The sequence below is a fragment of the Dyadobacter sp. CY326 genome (assembly GCF_021390515.1).
Lineage (GTDB): Bacteria > Bacteroidota > Bacteroidia > Cytophagales > Spirosomataceae > Dyadobacter.
This window is the reverse complement of sequence record NZ_JAJUXI010000004.1, coordinates 236,685-257,874: the sequence shown is the minus strand read 5'-3', so window position 1 is coordinate 257,874 and position 21,190 is coordinate 236,685. Positions and strand designations below refer to the sequence as shown.

Sequence of the window (21,190 nt, the reverse complement as noted above, 5' to 3'; positions counted from 1 at the left end):
TTAAAATGCCAAACGTAAACCTGCGCTCACAACTCTTGCCTGTGGATAATACTGTCCGCTCTGGTTTGTGGATTCCGGATCCCAGACCTTGATTTTGTCGAAGGTGAACAGGTTCAATCCATTTACGTAAATACGCAGGCTGCTTAAACCGATTTTCGATCCGATTTCCGTAGGCAGGTTGTAACCCAATTCGATGTTCTTAACACGCAGATAATTGTTGCTTTTCAAGAAATAATCGTTGATCCCAGCCTGACCTGTGTTGGTGTAATATCTGTTGTTACGGTTTGTCAAACGTGGATATTTGTCGGTTGGATTGTCAATTGTCCAGCGGTGATCGTAGTCATATTTCAGATAGTTACCAATGTCACCTGATTCTGTCAAACCTACAATTTGCAAGCCGCCCAATGTTCCCTGCATTAACAATGACAAGTCAAATGCCTTGTAACCCAAATTCACAGAAGCACCGCCTGTAAACCATGGACGCTGCACTTTTTCTGTACGAATGCGGTCATCCGCACTGATTTTTCCATCGCCGTTCACATCCTTGAACTTCATATCACCAGGTCTCAGGTTACCTGTAATTGGTGAGTAGTCAATTTTATTCGCATCAATCTCACCCTGATCTTTGAATGCTCCGTCGAAAGTGTAAACAAGGAAAGACTGGTAAGGCATGCCGGTGGATTGCTGATAAGTTGGCGCACCTGGCACTTCATCCCAATATTTGATCTTGTTTTTGGCATAACCACCATTCACACTGACAGAATAACGGAAGTCACCTGCATTGCCATCGTAGCTTACTTTAAATTCCCATCCTTTGTTTTGCAGTTTACCTAAGTTTTGTGGAGGAAGTTTTCCGTCGATACCAGCAGATGAAGGCGTTGTCCCTGTTTTTGGGATCAGAATGTTGGAACGGTTGTTAACAAAGTAGTCAAATTCAAAAGCCAGTTTATCGTTCAGCAATGTTCCCTCGATCCCGAAGTTGCTGTTATTGGCAACCTCCCAGGTAAAGTCTTTGTTCGCAACGCGTGATTCAAGCAATGTTTTAGCAACCTGATCATTGATTACGAAGCTGCCGAAGCCCATTGTTGACAAATATTGATACTCAGCAAGGTTTTCTGTTCCAAGGAAATAAGGTTCAGCGCCCATTTGGCCCCACGATCCGCGCACTTTTACATTGTTCAGGAAGCGAATGTTGTTTTTCCAGAAATCTTCTTCCGAAACCCTCCAACCTGCGGAAACGCCCGGGAAGAAACCGAATCGGCCATCTTTCGGGAAAACATAAGAACCGTCAACACGCCAGAGAAATTCTGCCAGATATTTTTCTTTGAAGTTGTATCCCGCACGTCCAAAATAGCTCAAACGCGCTCTTTTGTAAAGATCAAAGTTGTTAATGTCCTGCTCCGCAGTTCCACCCGCAAACAATTGGTCAACCACCGGCGAGATAAAATATCTGCGGAAAGCGAAGAATCCATCAGCTTCCACTTTCTCACGCTGAATACCGGCCATGACATTGAAATTGTGTCCTCCAACCGATTTTTCATAGGAAACCTGACCCGTAAGCTGAATGGAAAGTTCCTGCGAAGCGCTTTCTCTCACGCGCGGATCTTTGAAAGTGGAGCGAACAGTTCCGGTCAAAACAGGCGTTGTCCCGTCTGCTTCGTAGCTCTTCTTATCCCAGAAAAATAAAGTCCAAGGCGTTTCGAAGTTTTTCTGACGACGTAGCTGCTTATCCAAAGCGGCCATGGTGTTGATTTTCAAGCCAGGAACACCCGGAACCTGAATTTCCAAACCGCCGTTTGTTTGTACGTAATCGCGCTTGTCATTGTTGTAACCCGTTGTATTGGTTGTGATGACCGCCGGGTTTTGTCCGTTTTCAATGTCCGGTCCGGGACGTCCGTCTGGCCAGATTGCCATTTCTGTTGGCTTACCGCGCATTAACATCCGGAAAATTGCGCCTGCACTGTTCCCACCGCTTGGGAAGTGACGGAATTCTTCGCGCAACGTCAAACCAAGATTTGCAGTTACATATTTGTTGATCTTGGTATCCAAATTGATACGCATGTCATACTGCTTGTAACCCGTTGCAGAATTTACATAATATCCGTCCTGGTTAATGTGCCCTAATGAAGCGAGATATTTGATGTTTTCGCTTCCGCCCGTCAGCTGCACATTGTGACGTTGCTGCGGTGCCCATTTTCTCAAAATAGAGCCATACCAGTCTGTATTTGGATGCAAAAGCGGATCAGAGCCGTCGGCAAATTTCTTCATGTCGTCCGGATTGAAAACCGCATTGATGACGTTTCCGTTATCGACCCTTTTATAGGAACCTGTTGTGTTAAAGCCAGTTAATGCGCCTTGCCATTCTCCAACGGGAAGGTTGTCATAGATTTGCAACTCGTTCCGGATCGTCGCATATTCAGATGCATTGGACATTTCCGGCGTACGCGTTGGCTGCGACACACCAAAGTTCATGTCGTAAGACAATTGCGGCTTGCCCGTTTTCCCGCGTTTTGTTGTGATCAAAATAACTCCGTTTCCGGCGCGTGAACCGTAAATGGCTGCGGCCGCATCTTTCAAAACGGAAATGCTTTCAATATCAGCGGGATTGATACGATCCAAACCACCACTACGGTTGGGAACACCATCCACAACGATCAATGCATTGCTGTTACCCAGTGAGTTAGTTCCCCGGATACGGATCGCCGAGCCGTCATAACCAGGCTCGCCACTGCCTTGCACAGCTGAAATACCAGGAAGACGACCACCTAATGTGTTGGAAAGGTTGGCAGCAGGCGCTTTTTGAAGTTCTGTTCCTTTAACGGCTGTTACTGAGCCCGTTAATGTTGCTTTTTTGGCGGTTCCATAACCCACCACGACCACTTCTTCAAGTGCTTTTGTGTCGGCAGCCAATCTGATATCAACGCTATTTTTGGTGCCGATTTCAACTTCCTGTGTCAGATAACCAATAAATGAATACACAAGAGTTGAATTGCGGTCCGCATTGACCGTGTAATTACCTTCGTTGTCGGTGACTGAACCGGAAGTGGTTCCTTTCACAACAACACTTACGCCTGGCAAAGGCAGTCCTTGTTCGTCACTTACTTTTCCCTTCACAGGATTTTGGGCAAACGCTCCCATCACCGTGACCAGGATCAGTAAAAGAGAAAAAACACATCGTGATGTAGCACGAAATGTCCATCCAGTAAAATTTCTCATAAAGTAAATTTGATTTGAGTAGTAGGATAAAAAAGTTGCATAACCGCATAGGCACGGAACGTAGAGTCAGCCATTGATCTCCATTGCTGAGACCATCAAGATGAATAAATAAGATTCGGATTGGAAAGTGTTTACATAGGTTGAATTAGGGTTATTAAGTGATTTGGTAAGCCCGATTTATTTAGGATTAGAAGCGTGTTATTTGTACACAATTAGCTGCGCAAAATTCATAAGCTTGCAGGATAAGTACCAAATTAGATGATTTACTCGTTCAATTGTACAAAAAGATATTAAATATTTCACAAATGAAAACATTCTGCGTTTTCCCCAATGCATTCTAGGAAAATAACAATTTTTTGTGCTTAAAATTTGATAATTATAACTTTGTCTACTAAAAGTTACATTAATACGCGCTGAATCTGCTGGATATTTGCTTAACTTCGTGATCTAAATCTGCCATCACATATCCTACCGCATCAAGAATGAAATTTGGTTTTCTCTCCCTGATTTTGCTTGCATTTACTTCTGGTTGTTCCAAAACCGTTTCCCCAGAAGAATACAACGCCAAGGCCTCCGATCCAAAGCTGTTTCACGAAACGACAACCCATTTGACGGACGTTATTATCCACGATATTTTTAAACCGCCGGTTGCAAGCCGCATTTACAGCTATTCGTTTCTGGCAGCTTACGAAGCATTAACACCAGCCTATCCGGACTATCAATCACTTGGTGGACAGCTTGTTAAATTCACCAATCCGCCCAAACCGGACTCCTCTCTCGCATATTGCTTTCCGCTCGCCAGCATTAAAGCATTCACGGTTGTCGGAAGGACGTTGACGTTTTCAGGAAATATGTGGGATGATTATGAAACGGAGCTTTTTGAAAAATACAGGAAAATGGGCATCCCTGAGGATGTTTTTGAACGTTCCACTGCATACGGTGACTCCGTGGCAAAGCACGTGCTCGCTTATTCTGCAAAAGATCATTATAAAGAGATACGCGGTTATCGCTATACGGTGACAAATGCACCGGGAACCTGGGTGCCTACGCCGCCTGCTTATGCCGATGCCTGTGAACCTATGTGGAACACCGTGCGGACTTTTGCACTCGATTCTGTGAATCAATTCAGCTGCCCGCCGCCTGCCAAATATGCCCTGAACAAGACCAGTCCGTTCATGAAACTGGCGATGGAAGTTTATGACATGGGCAATGCATTAACCGAAGATCAGAAAGCGACTGCATACTTCTGGGATGACAATGCATTTGTGACCAATGTTGTGGGACATGCCATGTTTGCAAATAAAAAAATGACTCCGGCAGGACATTGGCTGGCGATCATTAAAACGGTTGCGACGGATAAAAAACTCAATTTAATGCAGTCGACTGAGGCCTATACATTGGGCGCTTTGTCCATATTTGATGCATTCTCTGCATGCTGGCAGGAGAAATACAAGTTTGTCCGCATCAGGCCTGAGACGGTGATCAACAACAATTGGGACCCCAACTGGCGACCATTCCTGGAAACGCCGGCATTTCCGGAATATGTGAGTGGACACAGCTCTATTTCAGCGGCTTGCGGAACAATCCTGACGCATTTGATAGGTGATAACATTGCCTTTACGGACACCACGGAAAAGAAATACGGGCATGGAATTAAATCCTTTAAATCGTTCAAAGACGCTTATCTGGACGCTTCCATCAGCCGCGTATATGGTGGCATACATTATCGCGACGGCGTTGAGCAAGGCACTTACCTGGGCGAAAAAATCGGAGAAAATGTATGGAGACGTGCCGTTACAAAAAGAGACCGGCACGTTATTGCTAAAAACTAATCGGATCTGAGTTAACCCTGTCGGAAATGGCGCGGTCGGAAGTGACGCGATCAGAATTGTAATGAAGCCCGATGTTCTCGCGTCGGGCCATTGCCATTTTGATGATCAGATAAGAAACCGAGATCATGTTACGCAGCTCGCATATCGCAACCGAAACCTTGGATTCACGATAAAGCTGTTCGTGCTCCTGATGAAGCAGTTCCAGACGATCATAAGCGCGCTTCATACGGCGATCGGTGCGGACAATTCCGACATAATTGGACATAATGCTGTTTAATTCCCGGGTCATTTCGGTTACCAAAACCTGCTCTTCGGGATGCGTTGTTCCCGAATCGTCCCATTCCGGAATATTTTGAGGCGTGACTGCATTGGCAAAATCTGCAACTGTGCTTTCGTAGGCACGATGTCCAAACACAACAGCTTCTAATAATGAATTGGAAGCCAATCGGTTAGAGCCGTGCAAACCTGTGCAAGAGCACTCTCCCACGGCATACAAAAAGTTAATATTCGTTTTTCCCCACTCATTAACCTTAATGCCGCCACACAAATAATGCTGTGCCGGAACAACCGGGATCATTTCTGTCCTAATATCGACTCCCGATTTCATGCAGTATTCTGTGATGTTCGGAAAGTGTTCCAGAAATTTGTCATAATCAAGATGGCGCACGTCGAGATAAACGTGATCAACCCCGTTCTTTTTCATTTCGGAGTCAATAGCGCGGGCAACAATGTCACGCGGCGCGAGCGAAAGGCGCTCGTCGTAAAGCTCCATGAATGTGCTTCCGTCAGCACGTTTAAGAATGCCGCCGAAACCCCTTACCGCTTCCGAAATAAGGAATGAAGGTTTCTGTCCGGGCTGATAAAAACTCGTGGGATGGAATTGAATAAACTCCATATTATCACAAATTCCCTTTGCGCGGTAAGCCATGGCAATGCCATCGCCAGTTGCAATTGTAGGATTTGTTGTGCTTTGATATATGTTGCCGATCCCGCCTGTTGCCAGCAGCGTCGTCCTGGCAACGAACTTCTCAACTTTGCCGGTCTGCCTGTTTAACACATAAGCGCCATAGCATTGAATGTCTTCGCGATAACGATAAACGGTTTCACCCAAATGATGCTGAGTGATCAGTTCAACAGCATAATAATGTGTAAAAACCTGAATGCTTTTATGGCTGTTAACCTCTTCGAGCAATGCGCGCTCGATCTCTGCGCCTGTAATGTCTTTGAAATGCAGAATTCGGTTGTCCGAATGCCCGCCTTCTTTGGCCAAATCATATTCTCCGCCCTTTTCCCTGTCGAAACGCGTTCCATAATCGATCAATTCCTGGATACGCTGCGGTGCTTCCCGCACAACAATTTCAACCACATTGCGCTTATTCACCTCATCCCCCGCATCCATTGTGTCCTGAATGTGCTTTTCAAACGAATCCGACTCCGCCCAAACGACAGCGATTCCTCCCTGCGCGTACTTGGTGTTGGTTTCATCCGCCTGCACTTTGGTGATGACAGCAATGGAAATTTCCTGCTTCAATTCGTCAAAATGTCTCGCCAGTTTGGCTGCATAACTTAATCCGGCAATTCCGGAACCGATAATCAGGAAATCGAATTGGGGCATTTTTTAAGGTTAATTTTGGTGCATCAACGTCCACATTCGGCTGTCAGCATTAGCAGCGTGGGGTGATTTTTGACAAATATTTAAATCCCTTTGCTCAGTTCAAGCATGCGGGCAACTGATTTGTAAGCTTTCAAACGAATGTCTTCCGGAACAATGATCTCAGGCTGCTCGTATAATAGCGCATTGTAAACCTTTTCAAGCGTGTTCATTTTCATATAAGGACATTCGGAGCAAGCGCATGTGTTGTTGTCAGAGCCGGGAGCCGGGATCAGTTTCTTGTCCGGAACCGACTGTTTCATTTTATGCAAAATGCCAGCTTCTGTGGCAACAATGAATTTTTGATGCGGAGATTCCTTCACAAATTTCAGCAAACCCGTTGTAGAGCTCACATAATCCGATTGCATTAAAATATCTTCCTTGCATTCAGGATGTGCGATGAGCAATGCATCCGGATTGTCTTCCCGAAGTTGTTTCAGTTTTTCTCTTGAAATATCGATGTGAACGATGCAGGCACCATCCCACAAAACCATGTCACGGCCCGTCTTATGTGCCACATATCTGCCCAAGTTCGCATCCGGGGCGAAGATAATTTTCTGATCTTTTGGAAGGCTTTCTACAATTTGTAATGCATTGGATGATGTGCAAACAATGTCCGTCAATGCTTTTATTTCTGCCGAACAGTTGATGTAGCTGATAACAATGTGATCCGGATATTGCGCTTTGAATGCGGCAAACTTGTCTGCGGGAGCTGAATCGGCCAGTGAGCAGCCGGCATTCAAATCAGGAATAACTACCTTTTTATTTGGACTTAAAACCTTAGCCGTTTCACCCATGAAATGCACGCCGCAAAAGACGATCATATCCGCTTCCGTGGCGGCAGCCTGTTGCGAAAGTCCCAGACTATCACCAATATAGTCGGCAAGGTCCTGAATTTCGGCATCCACATAATAGTGCGCGAGGATTACTGCATTCTTTTCTTTTTTTAACCGATTGATCTCTGCAATCAAATCAATATCATCAGCAACTGCTTCGGTAACATATCCGTAACGGTTGACCTGCGCTTCAATAGTCGTCATTATGGTGAATAATTGGCTTTTAGTTGATCGTAAAAATTCCGGCCACCGCGTGGCGGCCACCGCGTGGACTCGAATTTACAATATTAAACCAATGAAAAGCAAAGAAAGTGCAGCGCCATAAAAATGAAGTGCCGCCGGAAATGTTCCCGGTGGCCCTTTATAACCTTTTATCAGAATATATCCTTAAAGTATCCAGCGGAAGAAAACGTAAAGCGTTCCCGATAAAACCATGGTCACAGGAAGTGTTAACACCCACGCAATCACAATGTTCCGAATGGTGCCGCCCTGCAAATTTTTGACGCCTTTACTTGCGACCATTGAACCCGCAATGCCGGATGAAAGCACGTGAGTCGTACTCACTGGAAGACCTAAATATGAAGAGACGCCAATTGTGCTGGCCGCAACAAGTTCAGCAGAAGCACCTTGCGCATACGTTAAATGTTGTTTCCCAATTTTCTCACCAATCGTGACCACAATTCGTTTCCAGCCTACCATTGTGCCAAGTCCAAGTGAAAGCGAGATCATTAAAATCACCCAATCCGGCGCATAATCCGTGTATCTCCTGATGCCCAGCTCGCTGCCCGACTGCATTTTCAGGAATGCTTTGTCGTCCGTATTCAGGTTCGCGTGACCGTTATCCAAAATTGTTTTCAAATTACGGCTGATCAAAAGCAAGGAGCGACGCGCATTCATGCGGTCTTCCAAAGGCAGCTTATGATCCACAAGCGGTTTCTCGATCTGCGTCTCAAGCATGTCTATTTCTGCCTTGACCGTGTAAAGATGCTGGCGGTCGGAAACGGACAATCTTGAAGAATCAATGGTGCTGACTGCACGTTCAATGCCAGCCAAATCCGTTTTCATGCCCGCAGGATCAATGCTGTTGTCCAATGCAAAATGCGCAGGAACAATCCCGATCAGGATCAGCATAACCAACCCAACACCCTTTTGTCCATCATTTGATCCGTGAAAGAAGCTTACCAATGTACAAGTGGTGATCAAAGTTGCCCTAATCCACATGGGAGGCGGCTGATTTTTCTTTGGCTCACTAAATACAACCTCGCGCAGTGGCTTGGAAAGCATTCTGCGCAGAATGAACATGATAATGATCGCCAACGCGAAACCAAAAATCGGGGAAGTGAGCAGTGAAGTAAACAATTCCTGCGCCTTTGACCAGTTGACACCCGCGCCCTGCGTGTTTTCAGGCATGAATGTAAAGGCAAGTCCAACCCCCAAAATGGAACCGATCAATGTATGTGAACTGGAACTGGGAAGCCCGAAATACCAGGTTCCAAGGTTCCAGATAATGGCGCTGAAAAGCAATGAAAAAACCATAGCGGCGCTATGGTAGACATTCTGATCAATCAATAATTCAACGGGAAGCAGGTTGACAATCCCCATCGCAACGGCAATCCCACCCAGGAAAACTCCGCAAAAATTCATAAAACCAGACCAAATAACGGCCACATTAGGTTTTAAAGAATTGGTGTAAATGACAGTGGCAACTGCATTGGCTGTATCGTGAAAACCATTTACAAACTCAAAAGCACAAGCCGCTAAAATACTAAGAGCGAGGAGGATAAAAATGTCGGTTTCAAGACCAAACATAAAGGAAGAAGATAGGTTTTTTAATTAGGAGACAAAACTACTTATTACTTACCGTTGCAATATTACCAAATTGTTAATTCCGGGTCAGCAATAAGTAGCCGAGATTAAGCTGCTTCTTTGTTGGCCAATTGCCCGCAAGCAGCGTCAATATCTTTCCCGCGGCTCCGGCGCACGTGCACGGAAACGCCCCTGTCTTCCAGATAAGCAGCAAATTTGTCTAACCTGTCGGCTTCGGTGTTCTTGAAATCCGCCTCGGCAATGGGGTTGTATTCAATGATATTGACCCGTGCAGGAACACGTTTGGTAAATTCCCACAACTCCTTCGCATCTTGTAAAGTGTCATTGAAATTATTGAAAACGATATATTCAAAAGTAATCCTGTTGCCGGTTTTTTTATAAAAATGATTCAATGCCTCGGCCAGGTTATCCAGCGAATTTGACTCATTAATAGGCATAATCTGATTTCGCTTCTCATCATTGGCCGCGTGCAATGAGAGCGCAAGTCTAAACTTAACTTCATCATCTCCAAGCTTTTTGATCATTTTCGCAATGCCGGCTGTGGAAACCGTGATGCGCCTTGGTGACATGTTCAGTCCTTCCGGCGACGTGATATGCTCGATGGATTGCAGCACATTGGCATAATTCAGCAAAGGTTCGCCCATGCCCATGTAAACAATGTTGGTCAATGGCGCTTTGAAACTTCCCTCGGCCTGGCGCGCAATAGCCACGACCTGATCATAAATTTCTCCTGCTTCCAGATTGCGTTTGCGGTCCATATAACCGGTTGCGCAAAATTTACAGGTTAGCGAACAGCCCACCTGGCTGCTTACGCAAGCCGTCATGCGGTCGGCGGCGGGAATTAACACGCCTTCGACCAGATTTCCGTCAAAAAGTTTGAATGCAGATTTGATCGTTCCATCATTACTTTGCTGCTGTTTGGCAATGTCCAGCGAATGTATGAGAAAGTGCTCGTTCAGCAAATGGCGCGTCGCGAGCGATAAGTTGGTCATTTCATCAAAAGAATGGGCTGATTTTTTCCAGATCCATTCGAATATTTGTTTGGCACGAAAACCCTTTTCACCATGCGTGGCCAGCCAGCTTTTAATCTGTTCCACGTCCATTTTCCGGATATCCTGCCTTTTATTTAATTCGATCATTGTGTCTTTCTATGGGTCCAATGCGCAGAGCTGATGGACGAGTTGTCTGCAACGTTTAATTTTGAATGAGCGAATGACTGAATGACTGAATGTTAGATATCATTTGCTCGGCTGCGAAGATAACCTTCGCGGGATTTTGAAAGTTCAAATCATTTTAAACGCATCAACGGTCAATTTTCAGAGGCTTGTTCTTCATCATCCAGATATTCGTGCTTCCATTCTTTGATCAGCTCGGTTCCTGAGGGCATCCATGTGAGCGCTTTTGTGATCAGGTTGGGTGCGACAGGGACAACAATGGGATACAAATAAGTGTCGTCCGTTCTGTGTGCAGGGATTTTTACACCGATCGCATTAACGAGCCAAAAGAAAACGCTGATCCCGAAAACCCAGGTGAGCACACCAACCATTCCGCCGGCGACACTATCAAATGTTCCTAAAATTGAATAGCGCAGCGACCTTCGGATCGAGTAGCCGAATTGATTCAATAAAAAAATGGTAGGAAAGAAAATGGCCGAGAAACCCACATAAGGAAGGATTCGCTTGGCCACACTGTCACTGAAATAGGGCGTCAGAATTTCCATTCCCAACCCCAAAAATTTGAATCCCAAAATCATGGCTATCACAAGTCCGGCAATTCCAATAATTTCAATCAAAAGCCCTTTGCGATAACCATGCAATGCTCCCCAAAGTAGGGGAATAAGGATGAGAACATCCAATAACTTCATGCTAATAAGCTCTTTACCAAAGTAGAAACCACACGTCCGTCTGCCTGTCCTGCCAATTCTTTGGTCGCCACGCCCATTACTTTGCCCATATCCGCAGGTGAAGATGCGCCTACGCGGGTGATTATTTCCTGCAATTTGGCCTTAACCTCGTCTTCTGTAAGCTGTTTCGGCAAGAATTGCTCGATAATCGCAAGTTCGGCTTGTTCTTTCTCAAGCAGATCAGGACGGTTCTGTGTTTTGTAAATGTCGGCTGATTCTCTGCGTTGCTTGGCTGCTTTGGTAAGCAGTTTAAGTTCGTCATCCGCAGTGAGTTCGCCGCTTGCGCCGCCCTTGGTTTCTTCCAAAAGAATAAGCGACTTGATCGCACGCAAAGCCCGCAATGTATCCTGATCTTTCGCCCGCATAGCATCCTTAATGCCTGATTCAACTTGGGTTTTTAGTGACATGTTTTTTTAATTTTGACCGGGTCGCCGGTGCGATGAGTGAATGATTGAATGACTGAATCAATTTTGAATGAGTGAATGACTGAATGACTGAATCAATTTTGAATCAGTGAATGATTGAATGACTGAATGTTAAAATTCAAACTGGAATCATAAATTTGCCAATCGGGCTGCAAAGTTAAGCGAATCATTATAAATTGTGCCTAAACAGACATTCAATCATTATCCACATATTGATTCAGCGCAGCAGCGCCAGCACACGCACACATTCAATCATTCAGTCATTAAGTCATTCAAAATTAGACTCATTCACTCATTCACTCATTCACTCATTCACTCATTCACTCATTCACTCATTCACTCATTAAAACATGACACGTCTCAGCGTTAATATAAATAAGATTGCGACTCTCCGGAATTCCCGTGGAGGTGATAATCCTAATGTTCTGAAAGTGGCGCTGGATTGTGAGCGCTTTGGTGCGCAGGGCATTACGGTGCATCCACGGCCGGACGAGCGGCATATCCGTTATCAGGATGTTTATGATTTGAAGGAAGTTGTGACCACAGAATTCAACATTGAGGGGAATCCTTCGGAAAAGAAATTTGTGGAACTTGTCCTTGCTAACAAGCCGGATCAGGTAACATTGGTGCCGGATGCTTTGGGTGCGATCACTTCCAATGCGGGCTGGGACACGGTCAATAACAGAAGCCAACTCACGGATTTGATTCAAATATTTAAATCTGCAAACATTCGCGTGTCAGTTTTTGTCGATCCGGATGAGCGCATGGTGGAAGGCGCAAAAATTTGTGGCGCGGATCGTGTCGAGCTTTACACGGAGCCTTATGCCGCACATTATTTCGAAAACCGTCAGAAAGCGGTGATCCCGTTCGTCCTGGCAGCTGAAAAAGCACGAGAAGTGGGCCTAGGACTCAATGCAGGCCATGATCTGAGCCTGGACAATCTTCGGTTTTTGAAACAAAGCATTCCCTGGATGGACGAGGTTTCCATTGGTCATGCATTGATTTCAGACGCGCTTTACCTGGGATTGGAAAATACAATTCAAATGTATTTAAGGGAATTGGAGTTGTAGCTTACTCTGGCGAGACTTGCTAAGTCTTGGAGACTTAGCAAGTCTCGCCAGAGCCGCGTTACCACCCTGTCCGATATTCCCGTTTCACAAACTGATTCGCAACATCAAAGTTGGTAATCTTCATATTAACACCATCCCAAATAAGCTTTTGCCTTCCAGGAAAGTCGAATCCTTTGCCATCCGCTTTGGGTTCCCGGTGCAGATAAGATCTTACAGCAAGATTTCCCATTAAAACAATTTCAGTCAAAGGTCCTGATTCTTCAAACGCGGAGCTCGTATAAGTGCCGTGGCCTTTTTTGCAGGCCTGCACAAATTGCTGCTGATGCCCTTCCGAGCCTCCGGGCACTAATGCGCGGGGTTTTATATTGGGCCTGACCGTTTCAAATTGCTTCTCAGGCCACAAGCGCGGATTGTTGCCAAACATTTCTGCGCTGATAATTCCTTTTGTTCCGGTAAACAACATTCCGCCATCCACGCTGTTGAAAACGGTTTTGTAATCGCATCCTTCGGGCAATTGCGGACGCATTCCGCCGTCATACCACGAGAAACTGATGTCCTGGCCCTTGATTTTGGATGCGAATTTTAAATGTATGGAAGTTGATGGCGGACAAACATCGTCGAAGAACGCCTGCTCGAAAAAGTCAGCGTAAACGGAACCGACGCTGCATTCGACCGAAGTTGGATATCCTAATTTCAATGCGCGAAAAGGCACGTCGATAAAGTGGCAGCCCATGTCGCCCAATGCGCCGGTGCCAAAATCCCAGTAACCGCGCCATCTGAATGGCATATAAGCTTCATGATAATCACGTTTCGGAGCGGTTCCCAGCCACAGATCCCAATCAACGCCCTGCGGAACGGGTTGCGACTCGCCCCTGTCTTTCGGTGATTTTACGCCCTGCGGCCACACAGGTCTATCCGTCCAGACTTCAATTTTATGCACGTCGCCAATGATGCCCGACTGCACAAGCGCTTCGGTCTGGCGTGTGCCGTCGCTGCTGCTGCCCTGGTTTCCCATTTGCGTTACAACTTTATATTTCTTTGCAGCATTGGTCAGGTTACGCGCTTCCCAGATGTCTTTTGTCAATGGTTTTTCAACATAAACATGTTTTCCGAGCTCCATAGCAGCCATGGCGATGGGAAAATGCATGTGATCGGGCGTGGTAACAATAACGGCGTCAATGTTCTTGGCTTCCTTTTCAAGCATTTTCCGATAATCCTTATAATAAGGTGCATTTGGAAATTGCTTGCGATATTTTACAGCCTGGCGGTCGTCCACATCACACAATGCAACAATGTTTTCTGCGCCTTCATTATAGGCAAGCCTTATATTGACATCCGCTTTTCCGCCACAACCCACTGCCGCAATGTTCAGCTTATCGCTCGGCGCGACAAATCCTTTTCCCAAAACATGACGCGGAACGATCATGAAACTTGATGCAGCAAGCGCACCTGTTTTCAAAAAATCCCTGCGCTTGATGTCACTTTCATTGTGCTCTTTTTGCTTTTCCATAACACGTGATGAATTGGTTTTGGTAAAAATGCTGATCCGAGAGCAAAAGATTATGCAGGGCAAAGACTACTATTTTCCTCCGAAAGTTTCGGCAATGCGCATTGCTACGCCCATGTCACCGTCAATTTTGAGTTTGCCGGTCATGTAAGCCATCATTGCATTCAGGTCGCCGTCGATGAGTTTGAGTGCATTTTTTGTAGAAACTTCAAATGTGCAATCTGCTTCCAGGTCGTCGTTTGACACGGTGTTCGGGACGGTTTTGCTATCAATGAAAACATTGCCTTCCTCCGTTTTAAACTTCACAGTGGCGTTAAGGCCGCTGTCGGTTCCCAGGATATTTTTAACACGATCGGTCAGAATTTGTAGGCTCATATAAGGTGGTCTTTCGGTTGTTGTAATATTTTCGGACTAAAAATGACAAATGTATGTTCCCTTATAAGAATATTCAAATGGCTTTGGTGTTTTCAGCTAAAACCACAAATTTTACATCCTTCATCAGAAAACCCTGCTGATTTATTTACAATCTAATGAGTGAAATCGTCAATCGACCAACGTTTCTTACCATATTATGTATCCTGACTTTTATGAGTTCGGTTTCTGGTCTCTGGACCCAATCCGAACGCTTGTGGAATCCGGAAATCATGGCCGACAAAACACGCGAAACATTTGAAGGCGTGCGAGAAAACTTGGAAAATCAGGCATCTACCGCTGATACGGAGACAATGGACAAAATGTTTGAGGCGGTCATTGAACAAACCACTGCGGGCTCGATTAAAACCGGGGCGATCATTATGCTCATCTTTGAATCGCTTTCTTTATTTGCCGCTTATCTAATGTGGAATCAACAAAAAAAGGGATTTTACCTTTACATGGGCGGCATTGCCGTTGCATTCCTTTTACCGCTGTTTCTGATTGGCGGCTGGCTCGGCGTTATCACGGCTTTCGCGGGAGTCTTCTTCAGTATTTTTATGCTAATTCTATATGCATTCAATCTGAAACACATGCATTAAGCATAACCTCTTGCATTCCACGAAGAAAAGATTTTATTTTGCGGACTAATTTGAATCGAGAAAATGGCCTTAATTACAAAAATCAGAGAAAAATCCGGGATCGCTGTCACGGTAATCGCGATCAGTTTAATTCTTTTTATGGTGGGGGGCGACTTGATGAGCCCAAATTCAATGCTTGGCGGAGGAAATGACCAGACTGTTGGGGAAATCGCCGGTAAAGAAATTAACATTAAAGACTTTCAAACACGCGTCGATGGCTTTCGTCAGAATTACGAAGCACAATCAGGACGCAGCCTCAACGAAAATGAACTGGCTTCATTGAGAGATCAGGCCTGGAACCAGTTTGTTGTCGATATCGCCTATAAAAAGCAATTTGAAGATCTTGGTTTAACTGTAACTGACCAGGAATTGGTTGATATGGTTCAAGGAAACCACATTAGCCCTTCTATTCTGCAAGCCTTTTCTGATCCTACAACAGGCCGATTTGATAAAAACGCAGTTGTTAATTATTTGAAAAACCTCAAAACACTTCCTGTTGAGCAACAAAGATCATGGGAAAACTTTGAGAAAAGCCTTCGCGAAGAGCGCATGCGTTCCAAATATGAAAACATGCTGAAACTCTCGACTTACATTCCGAAAGCATTGGCTGAAAAAGAATATGTAGCACAGACGAGCAAAGCAACATTGCGTTATTTGTATGTGCCTTACTTCTCGGTTGTAGACACAACAATCAAAGTAACAGACTCACAATTAGAAGAATATCTGAGCGCACACCGCACAGAATACAAAGGAACGGACACACGTTCAATCGAATACGTGACTTTCCCAATCCAGCCTGCAAAAGACGACAGCGCTGCACTTTACAACGAAATCAAAGAACTTGCACGTGGCTTGGCGACTGCAACAAACGATTCATCTTTCGCGAGCATGAATTCGGACATTCCGCTTCCAATCAACATGTCATTGGGAACCATGTCAGACCAGTTGAAAGAAGCTGTGAAAACGTTCGTTCCAGGTGGCGTTTACGGTCCTTACCGCGAAGGCAACACTTATTATATTTACAAATACGGCGGCACACGCGTTGACACAGTTGCTTCTGCAAGAGCCAGCCACATTCTAATCCGTCCCGAAAATCAGTCGGATTCGGCAAAAGCTGCGGCACGCACGAAAGCGGAAGGCATTCTTGCTCAGATTCGTGCAGGCGCTAATTTCGAAGCATTGGCAGCAACAACAAGTGCTGATCCACAATCTGCACAGCGTGGCGGTGACCTTAACTATTTTCAGAACAATGGCGCAATGGTTAAGCCGTTTGAAGAAGCTGTATTTTCGGCAACTGCTCCTGGTTTGATCCCAAGATTGGTAGAAAGTCAGTTTGGTTTCCACATTATCAAGGTTACAGACACAAAGTCAAACACATTATATCGCATTGCAGCCATCGGAAAAACGATTGCTCCAAGTCAGGCAACGCGTGATGAAGCTTACAGAAAGGCGGATGAGTTTGCTAACACGGTAAAAACAAAAGCTGAGTTTGATGAAGCAGTTAAGAAAAACAAAGCATTGGTTGTAGCCAACGCAAACCGCGTTCCTGAGTCGGCAACGAACATTAATGCAATCCAGAATGGCCGTGAAATCGTAAGATGGGCATTCAAAGACGACTCAAAAATCAATGGTGTTTCGCCAGTGTTTGAAACTGAGGAACAATATATCGTAGCAGTTTTAGTTGGCAAGTCTGACGCGAAAGATGTGAAAGTGGCTGATTTCCGCGACGAGCTTACAACGAAAGTCCGCAACCAAATCAAGGCTGAGCAGATTACTGCGAAGCTGAAAGGCGCAACGGGCGATCTTCCTGCAATTGCTGCCAAATATGGCGCGGGCGCATTGGTCGAAACGGCAACTGACATTTCGCTTGCAACCGGTTTCTTAACCAGCGCTGGATTTGATCCAATCGCACTTGGTAAAGCATTTGGATTGAAAGCAGGTCAAAAATCGGGTGTTTTCACGGGTGAGAATGGTGTGTTTATCATGGAATTAGTTAGCAAAACCGAAGCACCAAAAATCGCTGATTACACGCAATACAAAACGCAATTGACCCAATCGCTTGAAAGCCGCATGTCATATTTGGTGAACGAAGCAATTCGTGAGAATGCTAAAATCGAAGACCGCCGCGCGAAATTCTTTTGATCGGATTTAAAAAAATTTTAAAAAAGAGGAGCAGAAATCATTTCTGTTCCTCTTTTTATTTTCACTGCAACAAATTCAGAAAAAAGTGATAGTATTGCAGCATGAAATGTCAATCTTACACTTATTAATAAATCACAATGAGCATCTTACTCGGAGATCAAGAGTATTTCAAAGGAATCGGAAAAATCGCATTTGAGGGTGTTGAATCGGATAACCCACTTGCATATCGCTTTTACGACGAAAATCGCATCATAGGAGGCAAAAGCATGAAGGATCACCTTCGTTTTGCTGTCGCTTACTGGCATACATTCAACGGATCAGGACTTGATCCGTTCGGCGGGCCAACGCTTTTTTACCCATGGGACAAAAAAGCAGATGCCGTTGATCGCGCAAAAGACAAGGCTGATGCTGCATTTGAATTTATCACCAAACTTGGCGTCCCTTACTATTGCTTCCACGATCTGGATGTTGTGGATTATGACGACGACGTGAAGACAAACGAAAAGCGTTTGCAGACATTGACGGCTTATTTGGGCGAAAAACAAAAGGAATCGGGCGTTAAACTGCTTTGGGGAACGGCTAATTTGTTCAGCCACCACCGTTACATGAACGGCGCTTCTACGAACCCGGATTTTGACGTGCTTACACATGCAGGCGCTCAGGTGAAAATGGCTCTGGACGCTACAATCGCATTAGGCGGCGAGAATTATGTGTTCTGGGGAGGCCGCGAAGGGTATATGACTTTGCTGAACACAGACATGAAACGTGAGCAGGAACACTTTGCGCAAATGCTGAAACTTGCCGTTGCATATGCACGTGCGAATGGTTTCAAGGGTAAATTCTTCATCGAGCCGAAGCCTTGTGAGCCTACAAAGCACCAATATGACTATGATGCCGCAACAGTGGTCGGTTTCCTTCGTCAGCACGACTTATTGGGAGACTTTTCATTAAACCTGGAAGTGAACCACGCTACATTGGCCGGACACACTTTCGAGCACGAATTGCAGGTTGCTGCGGATGCTGGCATTTTGGGTTCTATCGATGCAAACCGCGGCGATTACCAGAACGGATGGGATACGGACCAGTTCCCGAACGATCTTGCAGAATGGACAAAAGCATTGCTTGTGATCCTGAAAGCAGGCGGACTGCAAGGCGGAGGAATTAACTTCGACGCAAAACGCCGTCGAAACTCAACGGACGTTGAAGACGTTTTCCACGCACACATTGGCGGGATCGACACGGTGGCGAGAGCATTGATCGTTGCGGATAAAATCATTCAAAATGGTGAATACGATAAAATTCGCACAGATCGTTACGCAAGCTTCGATGGCGGCAAAGGCGCTGAATATGAAAAAGGCCTCCTCAAACTGGAAGATCTGTTTGACCTTGCAGCATCAAAAGGCGAACCAGCAACAATTTCTGGCAAGCAAGAGTATTTGGAGAATTTGATCAACAGATTCATCTGATAAAGCTTAATGTCTTGAAAAGGGAATGGCCGGCAAATGTCGGCCATTCCCTTTTTCATACGTTTCCTATTCCGAACTCAACTCCTTGTTAATCGCAACAATGCGTTGCTGAATTTCTTTTTGAGCGGTTTCAAGGCGCTTGTCCTCCATCGGTTTGGCCATTTCGAGAATGTTGGCTTGCAACAAACCTCTTTCCTGAGTAACCTTGTTTTTCTTTGACATTAAACGTTTCTTGGCGTCCCCGTCAGCAGTCTGTATTTTGTCGTCCAGCTCGGTAACGCGCTCTTTCAGCTTGGCTTCCTCCTCTTTTAACGATTTCAAATAGGCGCGCTGTTTTTCGTTTAAATCATTATTCACTTGCAGCAAGTCTTCCTTCACATCCGCTATTTCGGTCGTGTCCGAGTTGCTGGCTATCTTTTGACTGGCTTCGTCAGCCGTTTCCAATGCTTTTTCCTCTGCGTTTGCAAGTTTTTTTCTGTCCGTGTCTGTTTTTGAATTACAACTGATACACAATGCACCCATTGCAATGGCAACATTTGCAAAAATCACACTCACTGTCTTTTTCATATCGTAACAAATTGTTGATGAAGCCCAAGCTCTCAAAAATTAATGCCAGCAGCGTTTCCCAGCTTTGCAAAACCCTCTAAAATAAAATAGGCCGCCGAAAAATTCAGCGACCTAAATGCTATTAAACCCGAAAGTTTAATCATTAACCTACAATGTAATGTGTACGACTAACCTTAATATCCGTTGTTTTGACGCAGGCTCGTGTTATTTCTGATCTCGGAAGTGGGGATCGGGAACAGTAATTCGCGCTCCGTTACGGTCGGTCCGTATGTGAATTTGTGGCCCACGTAATTTTCGAAAGTTTTGGTTTTAACATTGAATGCTTTGCGCAATCTCACCATATCAAACCACGTGATGTTTTCGAAGCAGAGCTCATACCAGCGTTCCTTCCAGATCGCTTCACGCAATTTGTCCTTGGCCAAACCTGCCAATGCTGGCAATTGAGCCCTTGTTCTGACAGCATTGACCGCGTCAAGCACCTTAGCTGAAGGGCCGCTCACTTCATTGGCCGCTTCTGCATAGGTCAACAAAACGTCGGCATAACGGATCACGGGCCAATTCAAATCGCTATTGCCCGTGCTGGTTTGAGCAATGTTGTCAAAGTGCTTATAAATGAAATATCCGCCCAAATCCACTTCTTTGTTGCGGTCAGCTTCGTTGGTGAATTTTGTGAAGAAAAACTGTTTTTCCTTAATGCGCAGATCCGCTGGATCGTATGATTTTACAAAATCCGCAGTTGAATAAATCCCGCCCGTTTCATCGGAATATTGGGAAATATTTTTGTTGTAAGGAATGATAGAAACCTGCCAGTTTGAAGGAAGAAGCTGCGTCCGGAACTGAATCATGAAGATATTTTCGTCAATGTTCTTTTTATTCGGATCGTGCAAGTCATTGTAGCTGGTGAAAAGTTTGAATTGTTTTGAATCAATCACTTCCTGCGCTTTTTTGGCAGCCAGATCAAAATGCGTTGCGCCCTTTTGCAAAGGGAATCCAGCCATTGTGAGATAAACCTGGGAAAGCAATGACTTAATCGCACCCATATTCACCTTTCCGCTTGGGTCGGTCCAGGGCAAACCTGATTCCTCCGCCAACTTCAAGTCAGCCACAATCAGATTATAAACTTCGTCAATCGTGGAAGCTGCTGGTTTCAATTGCTCGGATTCAAGATCAACGGGCTCAGTTACCAAAGGAATGTTGCCAAACAAGCGAACCAAATTGAAATAATACCAGGCTCTCAGAAAATATGCTTCTCCCAGCAGCTTCTTAACTTCATCCGCATTCATCGCAGGAATCGTCGGCACTTTGGCGATGGAAAGGTTCGCATTGGCAATGCCTCTGTAATAAGACGCCCAGTAAGTTTGCCCGTAACCGTTGTCAGATGTATTTCGCAAATCTTTGACAAAATAACTGTTAACAGCCTGCCCCAGATCCGTCGCGGCCAAGCCCGTTGCAAATTCCGTCATCATCCAGGCTCCTCCGCCAAATCCACTGCCCAGCGGATCGCGCATGGGCGCATAAATTGCATTAACGGAGCTCCTGCCGTGTGCAGGCTGCGTGAAATAATTTTCCACAGTGAAATTACTCGGGTCGGCTTCGTCCAGAAAGTCACTGCAACCCGTTGCCCAAAAAATGCTCAAAAATGTTGTGAGCAAGCCGATTCTTTTTGATAATTTATTCATTTTCCTTCAAGTAAGAG

The 21,190-nt window shown here is 45.2% G+C and carries 16 protein-coding genes; 5 read left to right on the top strand and 11 right to left on the bottom strand.

Annotated elements, in window-relative coordinates; all coding sequences use genetic code 11:
- The gene (locus LZG73_RS09415; RefSeq protein WP_233848636.1) at nucleotides 1-3,138 is read right to left on the bottom strand and encodes a TonB-dependent receptor; all 3,138 of its coding nucleotides are present in this window, start codon (nucleotides 3,136-3,138) and stop codon (nucleotides 1-3) included.
- A 560-nt stretch (nucleotides 3,139-3,698) separates the two neighbouring features.
- Here LZG73_RS09415 and LZG73_RS09410 point away from each other — a divergent pair.
- Nucleotides 3,699-5,048: a vanadium-dependent haloperoxidase gene (locus LZG73_RS09410; RefSeq protein WP_233848026.1), complete on the top strand. Its 1,350-nt coding sequence runs from the start codon at nucleotides 3,699-3,701 to the stop codon at nucleotides 5,046-5,048.
- On the opposite strand, the gene nadB is transcribed toward LZG73_RS09410, so the two are convergent.
- The 6 genes from nadB to LZG73_RS09380 form a co-directional block, all read right to left on the bottom strand.
- Nucleotides 5,038-6,663, bottom strand: coding sequence for an L-aspartate oxidase (nadB, locus tag LZG73_RS09405; RefSeq protein ID WP_233848025.1), 1,626 nt, complete (start codon nucleotides 6,661-6,663; stop codon nucleotides 5,038-5,040). The genes LZG73_RS09410 and nadB overlap by 11 nt on opposite strands.
- 80 nt (nucleotides 6,664-6,743) lie before the next feature.
- Complete coding sequence (nadA, locus tag LZG73_RS09400; RefSeq protein ID WP_233848024.1) at nucleotides 6,744-7,739, bottom strand: quinolinate synthase NadA; 996 nt, start codon at nucleotides 7,737-7,739, stop codon at nucleotides 6,744-6,746.
- A 183-nt stretch (nucleotides 7,740-7,922) separates the two neighbouring features.
- On the bottom strand, nucleotides 7,923-9,344 hold the full coding sequence (locus LZG73_RS09395; RefSeq protein ID WP_233848023.1) for an inorganic phosphate transporter: 1,422 nt from the start codon (nucleotides 9,342-9,344) through the stop codon (nucleotides 7,923-7,925).
- Nucleotides 9,345-9,448: 104 nt separating this feature from the next.
- Nucleotides 9,449-10,501: a 23S rRNA (adenine(2503)-C(2))-methyltransferase RlmN gene (gene rlmN, locus LZG73_RS09390; RefSeq protein ID WP_233848017.1), complete on the bottom strand. Its 1,053-nt coding sequence runs from the start codon at nucleotides 10,499-10,501 to the stop codon at nucleotides 9,449-9,451.
- A gap of 170 nt (nucleotides 10,502-10,671) precedes the next feature.
- Nucleotides 10,672-11,226, bottom strand: a complete 555-nt coding sequence (locus LZG73_RS09385) for a CvpA family protein (RefSeq protein WP_233848015.1) — start codon at nucleotides 11,224-11,226, stop codon at nucleotides 10,672-10,674.
- Entirely contained in the window at nucleotides 11,223-11,672 is a 450-nt protein-coding gene (locus tag LZG73_RS09380) for a GatB/YqeY domain-containing protein (RefSeq protein WP_233848013.1), read from the bottom strand. The genes LZG73_RS09385 and LZG73_RS09380 overlap by 4 nt, the downstream gene beginning before the upstream one ends.
- A gap of 368 nt (nucleotides 11,673-12,040) precedes the next feature.
- Between LZG73_RS09380 and LZG73_RS09375 the strand changes: the two genes are divergently transcribed.
- A complete protein-coding gene (locus tag LZG73_RS09375; protein ID WP_233848011.1) occupies nucleotides 12,041-12,760 on the top strand; it encodes a pyridoxine 5'-phosphate synthase in 720 nt (239 codons plus the stop codon).
- 58 nt (nucleotides 12,761-12,818) lie between these two features.
- On the opposite strand, the gene LZG73_RS09370 is transcribed toward LZG73_RS09375, so the two are convergent.
- Both LZG73_RS09370 and LZG73_RS09365 read right to left on the bottom strand, forming a co-directional pair.
- A complete protein-coding gene (locus LZG73_RS09370; RefSeq protein WP_233848009.1) occupies nucleotides 12,819-14,270 on the bottom strand; it encodes a Gfo/Idh/MocA family protein in 1,452 nt (483 codons plus the stop codon).
- 69 nt (nucleotides 14,271-14,339) lie between these two features.
- Complete coding sequence (locus LZG73_RS09365; protein ID WP_233848007.1) at nucleotides 14,340-14,642, bottom strand: SCP2 sterol-binding domain-containing protein; 303 nt, start codon at nucleotides 14,640-14,642, stop codon at nucleotides 14,340-14,342.
- A 212-nt stretch (nucleotides 14,643-14,854) separates the two neighbouring features.
- Here LZG73_RS09365 and LZG73_RS09360 point away from each other — a divergent pair, with 212 nt between their 5' ends.
- The 3 genes from LZG73_RS09360 (at nucleotide 14,855) to xylA (ending at nucleotide 18,927) form a co-directional block, all read left to right on the top strand.
- Entirely contained in the window at nucleotides 14,855-15,280 is a 426-nt protein-coding gene (locus LZG73_RS09360) for a hypothetical protein (protein WP_233848006.1), read from the top strand.
- A 63-nt stretch (nucleotides 15,281-15,343) separates the two neighbouring features.
- Nucleotides 15,344-17,461: a SurA N-terminal domain-containing protein gene (locus LZG73_RS09355; protein ID WP_233848005.1), complete on the top strand. Its 2,118-nt coding sequence runs from the start codon at nucleotides 15,344-15,346 to the stop codon at nucleotides 17,459-17,461.
- 137 nt (nucleotides 17,462-17,598) lie between these two features.
- Nucleotides 17,599-18,927 (top strand): xylose isomerase, encoded by a 1,329-nt coding sequence (gene xylA / locus LZG73_RS09350; protein ID WP_233848001.1) that lies wholly within the window; start codon nucleotides 17,599-17,601, stop codon nucleotides 18,925-18,927.
- 66 nt (nucleotides 18,928-18,993) lie between these two features.
- On the opposite strand, the gene LZG73_RS09345 is transcribed toward xylA, so the two are convergent.
- Entirely contained in the window at nucleotides 18,994-19,494 is a 501-nt protein-coding gene (locus LZG73_RS09345) for a hypothetical protein (RefSeq protein WP_233848000.1), read from the bottom strand.
- Between the two features lie 173 nt (nucleotides 19,495-19,667).
- Nucleotides 19,668-21,173: a RagB/SusD family nutrient uptake outer membrane protein gene (locus LZG73_RS09340; RefSeq protein WP_233847999.1), complete on the bottom strand. Its 1,506-nt coding sequence runs from the start codon at nucleotides 21,171-21,173 to the stop codon at nucleotides 19,668-19,670.
- Nucleotides 21,174-21,190 lie beyond the last annotated feature (17 nt).